This is a genomic window from Pseudomonas sp. ASL7, assembly GCF_056680375.1.
The window spans coordinates 6,197,864-6,212,162 of the sequence record NZ_CM155279.1 but is presented as its reverse complement, the minus strand read 5'-3'; the positions used below and the strand labels follow the sequence as shown (position 1 = coordinate 6,212,162).

Sequence of the window (14,299 nt, the reverse complement as noted above, 5' to 3'; positions counted from 1 at the left end):
ATGCCAGCGACAAAAGAGGGGGAGCGTGTTTGAACAGGATCAAGATTGGCACCAAGCTGTTCATGCTGGCGGGGCTACTGTCCACCACTATAACGGCGGTTGGGCTGGTAGGGCTCATTGGCATGGCCGACGGGAAGGCGCGACTACAAACGGTCTATGAGGATCGGACTGTTGCACTGGTACAGCTAAGCAGAGTCATGTATGACACTCTGGCAATACGCCGCCTGTTCGACCAGGCAACGGAACACGACTCGCCGGCTGGTATCGCCGGCTTGCTCGATACGGTTGTCGAACTCGACGGTTCGCGCGAAAAAAACTGGCAACAGTATCTTCGCACCTACATGACCGATGAAGAAAGGGCTTTGGCGAATCGGACTGACACCGACAAAAATGCGCTTGCAATCGCTCGTAACCAGGTCATCGCCGATTACCGCAGCGGCGGCCGGGCAGCAGGTATGCCTGCGGTACAGAACACCCACCTAGATATCCTATTCGACACCTTTCACGCCGACATGAACCTGCTGATCGACCTGCAGGCTCGCATCGCCCGCGAGAAATACGACGAAGCGCAGCGAGAGTACGCACTGCTTCACGCGCTTGCCGTCGGCGCTATCCTGGGTGGTCTCCTGCTTGGGGCTCTGGCGTCCTTGTTGTTGGTTCGCTCGATTACCCGCCCACTGCATATTGCGATTGCCGTCGCCAACCGTATTGCAGACGGGAACCTGGCGGGCGAGTTGCCCACTAGCGGCAAAGACGAAGCTGCCCAGTTACTGCAGGCCCTTGCTCGAATGCAGTCTAGTCTGCGCAATATGGCGGAGGAGATCAGAGCCCAGGTGACACAACTGGAAGCGATGTCGAACGCGTTGCCACTGGCTGTCTTCCAGATACGCGTATCCACCGACGGACAGTTCATTTACAACTTCATAGCCAACCGCGCCCTGCAGGTTTTAGGTGTGTCGGCGGACGAGTTGATGGCCGATTCTGACGCACGCTGGCGCCATGTGCATTCAGAGGATGTGGCGCAGGCACAAAGCGCTCTGACAGACCTGCTGCAGAGGGGGCTATCAGGCGAGGCAGGGGCTTGCGTCGAGATAGTTAGCCGAGTGTTGCTCGAAGGCGAGACGCGCTGGGTGCTGTCGACCGCCTCTGCAGAGGCTGTGTCGCCCGATGGTTCCGTGATCATGAACGGTTACTATCAGGACATCACCGAGCAGCACCAGGCACAAAAACTGCTGCAGGATGTGGTCGACGAATATCCCGCCGTCGTTTTGATCAAGGATCTGCACGGTCGACACCTGCTGACCAATCGAGCCTTTGATCAATTATTCAAACTGGCAGCCGGTGATGCGGTGGGCAAGACAGATTTCGATTTTTTTCCAGATGACGTGGCGAGACAAATAAGGGCCATGGATGTCGACGTGCTCACGAATGTCACTGGCCGGCAGTTTGAGGAGGATATTCCGGGGCCGGACGGATATTTCGTGTCCCTGACCAGCAAATTCCCACTGCTTGATGACGATGGAAGACCCTATGCCTTATGCGCGATTGCGAGTGACATCACCCAGCGCCGCGCCATGGAAAATGCCCTGCGAGAAAGTGAGGCCTACAATAAGGTGCTGTTTCAGGAGTCCCATGTCCCGATAGTGGTACTGGCACCGAAAGACGGTCGCACCCTCGACTGCAACAGAGCCGCTGTCAAAGTCTATGGATACAGTAACAAGGACGAGGTCATTGGCAAGTCGACACTTGATGTCTCGACACCGTTTCAGTATGACGGAGCTGATACATGGACCGCGGCGACAAGCCAGCAGGCCATCGCCCTTGAGAAGGGTTCCAATGTGTTCGAGTGGCGCTTCCAGCGCCCGAACGGCGAGATCTGGGACGCCACGGTCCATTTGACGACCTTCAATCATAGCGGTGAGCAACTGCTGTTGGGCAGCCTCGACGACATTACCCTGCGTAAACGTGCTGAGGAGGCGATCCGGGCAGCCAAGGAAGTCGCCGAGGAAGCCACACAAATGAAATCCAGCTTCCTCGCCACAATGAGTCACGAAATCCGCACCCCACTAAACGCCATACTGGGCAACCTCGAATTACTCGAGCGCTCCAGCCTGTCTGATCTACAGCGCGATCGACTGCACACCATCACGGCATCGTCGTGTTCGCTGCTCGACATCATTAACGACATTCTGGATCTTTCCAAGGTGGAGTCGGGTCAGTTGAACCTGGAGGACATCACGCTCGATGTCGTCGAGACGACCGAACAGGTGGCAGCGATGTTCGCCCCGCTCGCGAACACGAAAGGGCTCGAGCTCTGCGTATCTGTCGACCCAGAGATCAAACGCCTTTACAGGGGTGACCCGACGCGCATTCGACAGATCGCCGTGAACCTTGTCAGTAATGCGATCAAATTCACCAAAGTGGGCAGGGTGACCATCGTCCTGCGGCTTGCGCAAGGTGCCGTGCATGGATCGCCCCTCGTCATTAGCGTAAGCGATACCGGGATTGGCATACCCGCCGCCCTTCAGCACGAAGTGTTTCAGGCGTTCGCTCAGGCAGACTCGTCGATCACACGGCGTTTCGGCGGCACAGGTCTCGGCCTTGCTTTGTGCAAGCGACTGACAGAGTTGATGGGCGGCGTCATGTCGCTTGAAAGCACCCCAGGTCTGGGAAGTACGTTCTCAGTGAGTTTGCCAATACCGATGATCAACGACGAAAGCGTTGAACACCCATCCTTTACGCGCGGAACACGTATAGCACTTGTCGCGTCGCCGGGATGGCGCTCGTCTATCGAGCCTCACTTGGTCAAATGGGGACTCGACGTATTGACGACAGCATCACCGGAAGAATTGGCTGTGACCCGAATTCCGATGTTGATTCTTGGCGCACCGACCCCGTGGAATACGGAAGACGAGGCGGCAGCGGCCACGCATGCACCTTGGGTGATCCACGCGGCCAGCGAGGGTCCGCGCACCCCCATTGCAACGGACAATCAAATCTTGGTGTCCTGCTATTCACTCGCCGGAATCAGATCAGCCATTGCCGATACGATGGGCGGTCTGACCGATAGACTGTCACCTGCCCTGGCGATAACTCCTGAACATAGCACTGACAAACAACGCATCCGCGTGCTCGTAGCCGAAGATCATCCGGCAAACCGAATACTGATCCGCGATCAGCTAGAGCTGCTGGGCTACGAAGCGGACTTCGCCGAGAACGGCATGGTCGCCCTCAAAAGATTTAGCGAACAACATTTCGATATTGTACTGACTGACCTGTCAATGCCGGAACTCGATGGATACGACTTCGCAACCCATCTTCGCAGACGAGGCGAGAGCGTACCTATCCTGGCAATCACAGCCAGTACGACAGCCGATGATCATCATCGCTGTGCGCTGGCAGGTATCGACGACGTCATACTGAAGCCCTTATCTTTGACTAAGCTGGATGCCGCGCTACGCAAGCATCTGGGTAACAAATCGAAAGCCGCCCCAAGCTCGAATATCACCACCGGGCGCGACACTCCAGCAAAGAACCCTCTACCGGCTGACCTGTATGAGGCGATGATGACAACCTCCACGCAGTCTCTGTCAATCATTCGCAATGCACTTTCATGTGGCGAAATGAGGCCGATTCTGGCGCAACTGCACTCGATGAAAGGCGCTTTCATGATGGTACGAGAGCCCGATGTCGCGGCAAGCTGCGTCGTACTGGAAACGATGGCTAAGGCGAATGATCAGACGGCCTTGCACCAGGCGCTCACTGGCTTCGAACACCTGGTGCAGACAACGCTGGAAAGACTCACGCCGAGCTCTTTTACTATTGGGTGACGGCACCATGGGCCAGTTGGATCTGGCCCACGAATCCACCTTGTTTATCTATCTGCAAGAACATGGCCTGACCTGAGATCGAAACCTCCACGCTCGTCGATCCAGCGTATCAGGTCGGTCTCGCTCATCGGCCGAGCAATGAGGTAACCCTGTACACTCAGTCTGCCCAGCGCCTGCAAGACTTGATAGTCAGACACCTCTTCCACCCCTTCGACCACCACGCTCAATGACATTTTTTGCGCCATGATCATGGCCCCGGCAACCACTGCCGCCTTACGCCCATCGCCTGCCATACCACGCACGAACTCGGCAGGAATTTTCAACTCGGAAAACGGCAATTGCAGCAGACGCTCAATATTCGATGCACCGGTGCCAAAGTCATCGATCGACAAATGGCAGCCCTGCATACGCAAGCGCAACAGACCTTCCAGCGGCATCGTTGTGGCGTGCAATGCCGGGCTTTCGACGACCTCTAGGGTCAGCACTTTGGCGGGTAGCCCAAAGCGCGCCAACAGCGCCATTACCTGAGGTGCAAAATCATCCTGCTCTATCATCGAAGGAGGAATATTGACCGAGACAGGCAGAAACTCACCGCGCTCGCGCTGCACACGAGCGGACAACGTCAACGCCAGCTCCAGCATGCGCCAGGTCAACGGTTCAATGAGTCCGGCATATTCCACCGCGTCGATGAAACTACCAGGCGACATCAAACCATGGCGAGGATGCTGCCAGCGGACTAACGCCTCTACGCCCAGCAATTCGCCCTCAAGACTGACTTTGGGCTGGTAGTAAGCGATCCATTGCTCAAACTCCGAAGTGTCACCGATACACTGACCAGGAGCCAGTTGGTGCAGCTCCTCCAGCGAGAACAGCTCCGATACCTGCGCCAGTGGCAATGGCTCAACAGCGTCCTGACTACGATCCCGATAAGCCTCAAGCAACTCAAGCAGTACCTCGGTCGACGCAGGTTTCTGCAAGCTGCCGAGCACCTGGATACCCTGCGATCGGGCGAAATGGGCCGCGCCATCGAGTACACTTTGGTCATTACAGCTGAGGATGATCAACGCACGAGCCAGTCGGTTCACGGCCAAAAAACGAATCATATCGAGGCCGTCAGGACCTTCCATCTGCAAATCACAGATGGCAATATCGACGCTACCTCGATTGGCCAGCGCTTGTTGAGCAGCCTCTACACTGCTGGCGGTCCGAACATTGAAGACCTGAATGCTGTTGAGCATCTGATGCAACATCAGCAATTGAAAAGCGTTATCCTCAAGGATCAGAACATTAAGTGCGCGCACGATTATTGCCTCTTGGGTCCTAGCAGCTTCAAGCCGATGGTTATCTGTAGGTTAATGACATTGCCATCTGTGTCCTATAAGACCCGTCCTAAACTGACGGAGCGGCACTGGCGCGCTTACCGCTCCAACGCGATCCGCCATGTATTGAGAACACTCTCCAGTGTGCGGCTCCCTGAGCTCGATAGGTAGTCATGCTGGTCTTATAGAGCCGCGACATCAGTTGAACAGGCTGCCAATTGGTACCGGTGCCATGCTGCAAGCCCAGCCTTCGACGCCTTGGTCTTCGGACTGGGGCTCATCTCCTCATGCAGTAGTCAGGTCCATCTCCCAATAGCTGATCAGCAGTCGGATTCTATCGACCAGCGCATTCATTGCTTGCGCGGTGCTTAGATAGCCTGTTTCCGCACTGTTCATGCAGGTCAGCCCACACAGACTGTCTTCGAGCCCAATCTCTCCGTACGCCGCCCAAAACAGATCTTGATGTTCGTCGTAGCACCGGTCCGCGCATGCCTTGCTTATTTGCGGCACGCAGTCGAATAGCTCGGACAGCGATGTCATTACTATCTGCTCATCGCCCTCAGCATCCAAGGTGACATGGTAGGCCGGCTCGTCCGTGTAAGTGACAGCCTCAACCATCCGGTTGATTAGGAATGAAGCGCTTGAATGGGATAGATCAATGCGTGAATCACTGATGGGAAAATTCATTATCGCTCCTGCTAAATAATTGATGGACTGAGAATGGAATTAGCGAAATAGCTCATGCCCACGAGCATGGCCGTGGCTATACAACGCCATTGCTCATGCATGGCCAGCCCCCACACGGAACGTGAGGTTGGCGTTCGGTAGTCGAGGGTGAATACCCGCACGATGACGAGCCGGGTGAGCACCCAGCCGATCTGGATCGGTATCAAAGATGACGTCGCTGCTGGAAGGGATGTTCTGGCTGTAGCGGCGATGCCGTCACTCAGCCTCTACTGCAACCAAATGCCCGACATCGACTGCCGTAATTCTTGGTCGCGGCCTTACAGATGTAGCTCACTCGATGGAAGTACCGATCCATCTGCGCTGGATCGTCCTGAGAGAGGTTGAATGTGGCGTTTGCCGGGATATGCACCAAGCCCTCGGTATCATCGACGCATATTTTCAGCGCGCTGGCCCAAGCGGCCTGGATGCGGCTGTACAGGTTCTGCCGCTCAGATTGAAAGCGTCCCACCGTGTGGAACGCATCCCTGTTGAGCAGCAGGACGAAGTGAAAGTGCGGGCGCCCCTCTCGTCCTACCTCCCTCACCCAGCAACATCGAACGCTTGTCTGATGCGCAGAGCCACTCAGACGCTTGGCACGCTCACGTGCAATTTCAATCTTTGTGGACAAGGAAGCGACAAACCTGGAGATGACGGCGTTGCTGGATGCAGGTGGCAAATAGTCATCTGGGAAGCGCAGATCGAAACGTACCGCAAACACCCGACGGTGGGCGCTCAGTGCCAACTGAGTCGTTTCAAGCAGACTCTTCAGGTATTCGGTAATGAAGGGAGCGTGGGACGCCATCACGGATAGACCGTGATAGGTGTCCTCGTAATGCAGGTGGAGATTGCTGTTGTCGGGGTGACGCTTGGGCTGGTGTGCCATGGGAATGATCCGCTGAGTAGGTTCATAACCTCAGGGAGCTGTGTAACTTTTTACGGTGGCAGATCAGTGCGCTGGCCCATGCCGCATGAAGGCGGCTGTATAGATTCTCCCTTTCTGAGTCATAGCGCCCCACGGTGTGGTACGCATCCCGGTTGAGTAGTAAGACGAAGTGGTAATGCGGTCGACCCTCCTGCCCAATCTCCCTGATCCAGCACCAGCGCACCTCTGTCTGATGAGCAATGCCATTCAGGCGCCTGGAGCGCTCCCGTGCGGATTGAATCCTTTCGGTCAAGGAATCGACGAATCGAGAGATGACTGATTACGCCGCTTTATTTAGATGGCAGATAACGGCTTAGGCAAATCAGAGCCCGACCCGTGCGGTAGGTTCTCGCCCCAGCTGGCTTCATGCGCAGATATTGGTTGTCCTTGGTCAGGTAACTCACGGCCTTGATGGACTTTCGGCATGCCACGCTGTCAGCGCGCTTGATCACCCCGATTCCGAGCTCATCACCATAGCTGTCCTTATCATCGTTACAGCTGAAGAAATAACCCCGACCACGAGTGATCTGCTCCCACAACTCGCCGACCTTTCTCGCCTTAGCGAAATCGCTGCGTACCTCAGCACCGTTGAAGAAGAAGGCTGTATGGATATGGAAGCCTTTATCCTCTCCGTGCTCGACTGAGCAGACATAGCCGGTCTCATGCTCGAAGATGGGACTACGTTCCCGCGCACGAATGAGCTTTTCCAGGTCATTGAACACATCCTCAATACGCAAGCGTGGACGGGCCACCGCTCGATAATGCAGATCCACACGAATGACCACCGTGCGGGCGTAACGATCAAGCACCTGGCTGACGTACTCGCTGAGTGCAGCTTGCTTGCGACTGGCTTCGTAGCGACGATCATCCGCCTTGCGCTTGTACTTCTTGCTGCTGATCAGCTGACGAATCCGAGCGACCAGTACGTTCATGGAATGATGGAAATCTAGAAAGGCCGTCCCCTGCTTATTCAGGCAGATCAGACCAGCCGGACCACGCCCTAGGCCAATGTCCTGACAAGCTTCCCAGAAGGCTTGCAGGTGCTCGCTATACGCGTAAGGGTGACGATCATCGAAGAGATCGAACATCTGCTGCATGGCGTCGATGTATTTGGAGAGCCTGGTCCGTCGTGTCCGTTCGTATCCGGAGTGACCTTGGATGATCTCGAACGCTGGCTTGTCAGTACGCTCAATGGATTGAACGAATCGTTCGATCAGAATCGAGGCTTCAGACTGGGAGACGCCGGTGTAGGTGGTATTGCTGAACGTGTGCATGGTTGAGTACCTGGTTGGTTGGATGCACACCAGATACCCACTGAGTATTTTTTTACTGCGGAGACGTTCCGCGCCTGAGGCTATCGGAAGGTAAAGGTAGATTAGATATGGCTATAGATGATTGTGGGTATGGGTCTTGGCTATGAGTACCTATGGCTATATCAATAAAACCAGCTTCGCCCAGGAAGGCACTGCCCAGGGAAACGGCACAATGGAAAGCGACATGGCCCAGCCTATCGGAGCTTTTTGCCATGACTGCATTGAAAGAGTTGTCTGAGATTACCACCCCAGCCAGTTGATGCGGCATAACGCGCCATGACCGGGGAAGCCCCAGTCATGGCGTATTGAAATTGCCGGGAGCAGGCATGCTGCCCACCCCAGACATCAGTGAATCACGCAGCGACCCCATCGGCCAAATCTCGCGCCTCGATCCTGGCCATGACCCAGCCGATCACTTCGCTTTCAACCCAGCCAACAGCCCTGCCGCCCAATGACACTGGCTTCGGAAAGATCCCCTCTTCGATGTACTTGTAGATCGTGGACCGACCCAGGCCGGTGGAATGCATGACGTCTTTCAGGCGAATTAACCTCATGAACTGGCTCCTCTGTATTCCGTTCAGAGGATTGGGGGGGCTTGTAGAAAAATACGCCCACGCCCGCCACGGCGTAAGAAGCCCGAGGGCTCGCGGATAGCTAACACCCTCAGCGGCAGAGATCGCGTTGAAGGTGTGGCCGCAAATTGGCGGCAGTTGCCGAAGGGCCTCAATGGTCAGCTAGGGCGTGGCAAAATATTCCTTTCGCACGCCCCATCTATAAGCACTAGCGATTCATGCTGAGAATCCGATGCAAACCGCTAAAACACCGATAACAAAGGCGTTTCGGCCTTTATCTACGGGATGAATACAAAAATAATAATCATAGATCATTCCTAGAATGAGCATAGAAATCGCCTTGAGTAGCCATAGAATCCATATAGACAAAACATAGAGTAGTGCTAGATTAGCTCTCATAAAATAGCGCAAATATTAGTCCGATAACTAATCGATAGATGTTGACTATGAATAGAAATGAGGATTTTGTCTTGACGGCTGGCCGACAATCTGGCCGAGCAGCGAGGGAGCCCAAGCACAGCCACCGCCATGACATTTGGCTTTGGCTTTGCCTGGACCGTTACGAAAATGCCGAACTGGATCCCGCCACTTGCAATGGCATTACCATGACGGATGTCATTGCTCGCTACCTGAAAAGAAATCCCAACCTATTTGAGAGAATCAATCAGGATACAGACCGGCTTATGGTGCGGGATGACCTCCTCAAGTGGATTGTGGGAGATAGTCGGCAATATGAATGGTTGCGTGGCAGGATTGAGCGCATTACCGACCTAAATCTATCTCGAAGCCTGGTACACCTCACTGGCAGAAATCACCTCATAGCCATGCTCGACCTCTGGGATGTCGAAATTGGATACAAAGCAGTAGAAATCGAAAGCCTCCGTAATCACTGGATTCGACACAAGGCAAGAGACAGTGATTTCGAATGGTTTGAAAACAAAGAAGAGGGCCCCCAGCGCTGCAAATGTGCCTGGGAGTGGCTGAATAAAAGCAGCACATCTCTTTTCTCCCTACGTGACCCAATTAGCAATTACCAAGAACTACTTATGTTCTTCGATCAGGCGGAGTACGGCCCAAACGAACAGAAAGCAATCATCGAGAAAATTAAACAGAGTTGGAGTCAAAAGAAATATAGAGCGCGGACAAAGGCAGCAGGCAAAAAACAACTTAACGTCGAGATCTCATCAACAGCAATCGACCTCCTTGATGAATTAGCCAAAAAGCACGAACTGACACGCCCTAAAGTCGTGGAGCGACTGATAATCATGGGGTCTGGACTGGGCATGATAGAAAAACACCTCACCCGCCACGCATCAAAAGAGCCAACAGTCGAGGCCGGTAGCAGCACGCAGACCCACCCAATTCCCCCCGATGCAACTATTGATGAAAAACCTGTGCCACACAGCCAACAGACTCAAGAAACAAAGGGCCAGCCCAGCTCGTCAGTCGCAAGTAACAGCGCCACCCCGTTGAGCACTCATCCGATTAGTGAAGCCGGGACAGCAAAGCCTGGCGAGCGTGAGGCAGATATACCAGACCTGAACGCCCAGGGAGCCACACAAAGCCCGACCAGCGAAGATGAGCCGCCCATAACACTTGGTGATCTCCTGCTCAAACAAGGATTGCTCTGAAACTTGAGGCCAGAGCCTGAGCTGATTGGAGGCGAGCCAAGCGACACGCCTCTGAATTCAGCGCGAAGGTAGCAGTGCACATCATGAAAAAAGAGAGTGGGGGAATAAATGGGGGAACAGAAACCACAGAATGCAAAAAGGCCCCATAAAATGGGGCCTTTTTGTACATATATGGCGGAGAGATAGGGATTCGAACCCTAGGTACCGGTGAAGGTACAACGGATTTCGAATCCGTCCCATTCGGCCACTCTGGCATCTCTCCAACGGCGCGCATCATAACAACACTTTTGCCGGAAGCGAACCCCCTAAGCAAAATTTTTCCGTGCTATCAGATGCTTGCGTCGATTAAAGCGGTACGCCCAGACGATTGGCGACTTCTTCGTAGGCTTCGATGACGTCACCGAGGCCCTGACGGAAGCGGTCTTTGTCCATTTTCTTGCCGGTGGCCTTGTCCCACAGACGGCAGCCGTCCGGGCTGAATTCGTCGCCCAGGACGATGGAGCCGTCGTGGAATACGCCGAACTCGAGCTTGAAGTCGACCAGCAGCAGGCCGGCGTCGTCGAACAGTTTGCTCAGGACTTCGTTGACCTTGAGCGACAGTTCTTTCATGCGAACCAGTTGCTCGGCGGTGCCCCAACCAAATGCCACGACGTGGGATTCGTTGATGAACGGGTCGCCCTTGGCGTCGTCCTTCAGGAACAGTTCGAAGGTGTAAGGGTTGAGCTTCATGCCTTCTTCAACGCCCAGGCGCTTGACCAGGCTGCCGGCGGCGTAGTTACGCACGACGCACTCGACCGGGATCATGTCGAGCTTCTTCACCAGGCATTCGTTGTCGCCCAGCAGTTTGTCGAATTGGGTCGGCACGCCGGCTGCTTCGAGTTTCTGCATGATGAAGGCGTTGAACTTGTTGTTCACCATGCCTTTGCGGTCGAGCTGCTCGATGCGCTTGCCGTCGAACGCCGAGGTGTCGTTGCGAAACAGCAGGATCAAGCGGTCAGCGTCGTCGGTCTTGAAAACCGATTTGGCTTTGCCGCGGTAGAGTTCTTCACGTTTTTCCATGATGGGCTCCGCTTGCTAAGTAGGTGGGCTAGGCGATGTGTCGCCAGTCGAGCCCTGAATCTTGATCGGCCAGTTGCAGCCAGTCCGGGTCGCACCCGAGGGTGTCGACAAAACATTGCCGGGCCAGCTGCGGCAGGTTGTTCTTGCTGCTCAGATGGGCCAGGACCAGGTGTTGCAGGCCTTGCCAGCCCAACTCGGACACCAGGAATGCCGCCTGATGGTTGTTCAAATGTCCCAATTCACCGCCCACCCGCTGCTTCAGGAAGTACGGGTAGTGACCGCGAGCGAGCATGTCACGGCAATGGTTGGACTCGATCATCAACGCATCGAGATCCCGATAGCCGTCCAGCACCTTGTCGCAGTACGAGCCCAGGTCGGTCAACAGGCCGAAACGCCGCTCACCGTCACTGAAAACATATTGCGTCGGCTCCTGTGCATCATGGGCCACGGCAATGACGCCGATGCTCAGTGCGCCGATCTGCAGTTGCTCGCCGCCGGCCAACAAGCCAGCCGGCTCAATTGGTTTGCGCATCCCGCGCAGGGTCCCGCGACTGAGGTAGACAGGCAGATTGTAGCGCCGAGACAGCAAACCCACGCCATGCACGTGGTCGGCATGTTCGTGGGTCACGAGTATCGCGCTCAGCTGCGAAGGGTTCACACCCAGGCGCAGCAGGCGTTTTTCGGTTTCCCGCAGGGAGAAACCACAATCCACCAGCACATACGTGTCAGCGCTGGCTATCAGCGTGCCGTTCCCTTGGCTACCGCTGCCGAGAACGGCAAAACGCATGAGATCAGCCCAGGTTATCCTGAATCTTGCTCAACACTTTGCGCGCCACTTCTGCTGGAGCCACGGTATTGATGTTCTTCTCGACGGTGACCTGGACGCTATCGCCGACCTTGCTCAGGCGAACCTGATAACGCTCGGCGCGAGCTTCAATTTCTTCCTTGCTCGGCGCACTGCCGAACAGGCCGCTGAAGAAACCAGGCTTCTCGTTTTTCTTATCGGCTTTTTCGGACAGGTTGATGTAGTACAGACCGAGGCTGCGGTTGATGTCTTCAACGCGCCATTCACCCTTTTCCAGCGCACGACCGACGCTCGACCAGGCACGGTCCAGGTCAGTACCGACGTTCAATACCGGGTTGCCGCTGCCGTCTTCGCTCAGGATGACCCGGCTTGTCGTATCGGAATCACGCGAAGCCAGCATGGAGACCGAACCGCCCTTCTCCGAAATGCGGCTCATGCTCGCAAGCATATCGTCGACCAGTGCCGCGTCCAGGCCAGTGTTGACCGAACGGTTGGTGAAGGCCACATCGGAGGTGCTGCCTGCAGGGCGCTCGGCGCTGACCACGTAGACTTCACTGGTGTTGCGCTGCACGCCTGGCTCGATGCGAACCCGCACGCGGGTTTCGCTGTCGGCGGCGACACCGGCCGCGCTCAGGCGTTTGCCCATCGCGGCGGACAATTCGTCGGAATGCTGCCAGGTGGTGGTGAATTCACCGGTTTGCGGGCGCTGTTCGTCCAGACGGAAACCGTTGTCCTGGAAGAACTGCACGGCCACTGGCCAGACTTCGGCCGGAGGGTTCTGGGCCACGATCCAGCGCGAATCACCGGTTTTCTGCAGGGAATAGGCACTGGCGTCGGCCGATGCCGACAGTGGCTGCGGACGAGGAACGATGTATTCGCCTTTGGTGGTGTCATTGGCCACGTTGCGCGGGATTGGCAACAACGGATCCAGATGCTTGGCGTTGACATCGGGTGGCATTTGCATGGGTGCAGTCTGTTGCGCGTCCAGGTAATCGCTACCACGGTCACGGAAATAACCTTCCGGGCCCCAGACCCATCCACAGCCACTGGTGCTGGAGATAATCAAGGCAAGTGCGGAAAGTCCGGCCATTCGCTTCATGCGTTGTACTTCCTCAATTAAACCAGGACGCCGGACTGGCGCATGGCCTGCCGCAGCGGTTCGTGACAGGCAGCGCTGAGCCAGGTAAGCGGCAGACGGATACCGTCTGGCATCAGGCCCATTTCATGCAGCGCCCATTTCACGGGAATAGGGTTGGATTCGATAAACAAGGTTTTATTGAGCGGCATCAGCTTTTCATGGATCGCGCGGGCCGTGACGGCGTCGCCTTTCAGAGCAGCGTTGCACAGGTCGGCCATGTCACGCGGGGCGACGTTGGCGGTCACCGAGATGTTGCCTTTACCGCCGAGCAGCATCAGTTCGACCGCGGTGGCGTCGTCACCGGAAAGCACCAGAAAGTCTTTGCTTACGCCATCGATGATGGCTTTGGCACGTGTCAGGTCGCCAGTGGCTTCCTTGATGCCGATGATGTTTTTCACGGTCGACAGGCGGATCACGGTGTCGGCCAGCATGTCGCAAGCGGTGCGACCGGGCACGTTATACAGGATCTGCGGGATATCGACGGCTTCGGCGATGGCCTTGAAGTGCTGGTACAAGCCTTCCTGGGTCGGCTTGTTGTAGTACGGCGTGACCAGCAGGCAAGCATCGGCGCCGGCGGTCTTCGCGTTGGTGGTCAGCTCGATCGCTTCGCGCGTCGAGTTGGCGCCAGTACCGGCAATCACCGGAATGCGCCCTGCCACCTGCTTGACTACGTAACGAATCACTTCGATGTGCTCATTCACGTCTAGCGTGGCAGACTCACCTGTAGTGCCGACCGCCACGATGGCGTGGGTGCCGTTTTGCAGGTGAAAGTCCACCAGTTTGCTCAAGCTGTCCCAATCGAGACGACCTTGTGCATCCATGGGTGTGACCAGTGCCACCATACTGCCCGCAATCATGCAACCGCTCCTGCCGGAAAAAGAGAGCGGTAATGGTACTGGCGCCAAGATGCTTGCACAAGCGAAGTACTGCGCTGCTGCCATTCCCCTTGGCGCTGCTTTTCGCTACCCTTCAGACTTTGATCGG

The 14,299-nt window shown here is 55.8% G+C and carries 12 protein-coding genes and 1 tRNA gene; 2 read left to right on the top strand and 11 right to left on the bottom strand.

What is annotated here, in order from left to right; all coding sequences use genetic code 11:
• Positions 1 to 29: 29 nt before the first annotated feature.
• Positions 30 to 3,830 carry an ATP-binding protein gene (locus AC1MDT_RS28720; RefSeq protein ID WP_480420030.1) on the top strand — a complete coding sequence of 1,267 codons (3,801 nt, stop codon included), beginning with the start codon at positions 30 to 32 and terminating at the stop codon, positions 3,828 to 3,830.
• 44 nt (positions 3,831 to 3,874) lie between these two features.
• Here AC1MDT_RS28720 and AC1MDT_RS28715 read toward each other — a convergent pair whose 3' ends face one another.
• The 6 genes from AC1MDT_RS28715 to AC1MDT_RS28690 all read right to left on the bottom strand — a co-directional run bounded on the left by AC1MDT_RS28715 (position 3,875) and on the right by AC1MDT_RS28690 (position 8,664).
• Positions 3,875 to 5,131, bottom strand: a complete 1,257-nt coding sequence (locus AC1MDT_RS28715) for an EAL domain-containing response regulator (RefSeq protein WP_480420029.1) — start codon at positions 5,129 to 5,131, stop codon at positions 3,875 to 3,877.
• Positions 5,132 to 5,434: 303 nt separating this feature from the next.
• Positions 5,435 to 5,836 carry a hypothetical protein gene (locus AC1MDT_RS28710; RefSeq protein ID WP_480420028.1) on the bottom strand — a complete coding sequence of 134 codons (402 nt, stop codon included), beginning with the start codon at positions 5,834 to 5,836 and terminating at the stop codon, positions 5,435 to 5,437.
• Between the two features lie 259 nt (positions 5,837 to 6,095).
• Complete coding sequence (locus AC1MDT_RS28705) at positions 6,096 to 6,758, bottom strand: inovirus Gp2 family protein (protein ID WP_480420027.1); 663 nt, start codon at positions 6,756 to 6,758, stop codon at positions 6,096 to 6,098.
• Between the two features lie 22 nt (positions 6,759 to 6,780).
• The gene (locus tag AC1MDT_RS28700) at positions 6,781 to 7,071 is read right to left on the bottom strand and encodes a YagK/YfjJ domain-containing protein (protein WP_480422881.1); all 291 of its coding nucleotides are present in this window, start codon (positions 7,069 to 7,071) and stop codon (positions 6,781 to 6,783) included.
• 16 nt (positions 7,072 to 7,087) lie between these two features.
• Entirely contained in the window at positions 7,088 to 8,071 is a 984-nt protein-coding gene (locus AC1MDT_RS28695; RefSeq protein ID WP_480420026.1) for a YagK/YfjJ domain-containing protein, read from the bottom strand.
• A 392-nt stretch (positions 8,072 to 8,463) separates the two neighbouring features.
• Positions 8,464 to 8,664: a helix-turn-helix transcriptional regulator gene (locus AC1MDT_RS28690; protein WP_480420025.1), complete on the bottom strand. Its 201-nt coding sequence runs from the start codon at positions 8,662 to 8,664 to the stop codon at positions 8,464 to 8,466.
• Between the two features lie 464 nt (positions 8,665 to 9,128).
• Between AC1MDT_RS28690 and AC1MDT_RS28685 the strand changes: the two genes are divergently transcribed.
• Positions 9,129 to 10,313, top strand: a complete 1,185-nt coding sequence (locus tag AC1MDT_RS28685) for a hypothetical protein (RefSeq protein WP_480420023.1) — start codon at positions 9,129 to 9,131, stop codon at positions 10,311 to 10,313.
• Between the two features lie 172 nt (positions 10,314 to 10,485).
• Here the strand turns inward: AC1MDT_RS28685 and AC1MDT_RS28680 are convergent.
• From AC1MDT_RS28680 to dapA, 5 genes are all read right to left on the bottom strand, one after another.
• A tRNA-Ser gene (locus AC1MDT_RS28680) sits at positions 10,486 to 10,575 on the bottom strand.
• An 83-nt stretch (positions 10,576 to 10,658) separates the two neighbouring features.
• Positions 10,659 to 11,372: a phosphoribosylaminoimidazolesuccinocarboxamide synthase gene (gene purC / locus AC1MDT_RS28675; RefSeq protein ID WP_414907742.1), complete on the bottom strand. Its 714-nt coding sequence runs from the start codon at positions 11,370 to 11,372 to the stop codon at positions 10,659 to 10,661.
• Between the two features lie 28 nt (positions 11,373 to 11,400).
• Positions 11,401 to 12,159, bottom strand: a complete 759-nt coding sequence (locus AC1MDT_RS28670) for an MBL fold metallo-hydrolase (protein WP_414907743.1) — start codon at positions 12,157 to 12,159, stop codon at positions 11,401 to 11,403.
• A 4-nt stretch (positions 12,160 to 12,163) separates the two neighbouring features.
• The gene (bamC, locus tag AC1MDT_RS28665; RefSeq protein WP_480420022.1) at positions 12,164 to 13,276 is read right to left on the bottom strand and encodes an outer membrane protein assembly factor BamC; all 1,113 of its coding nucleotides are present in this window, start codon (positions 13,274 to 13,276) and stop codon (positions 12,164 to 12,166) included.
• A gap of 17 nt (positions 13,277 to 13,293) precedes the next feature.
• Entirely contained in the window at positions 13,294 to 14,172 is an 879-nt protein-coding gene (dapA, locus tag AC1MDT_RS28660) for a 4-hydroxy-tetrahydrodipicolinate synthase (RefSeq protein WP_480420021.1), read from the bottom strand.
• Positions 14,173 to 14,299: the final 127 nt, after the last annotated feature.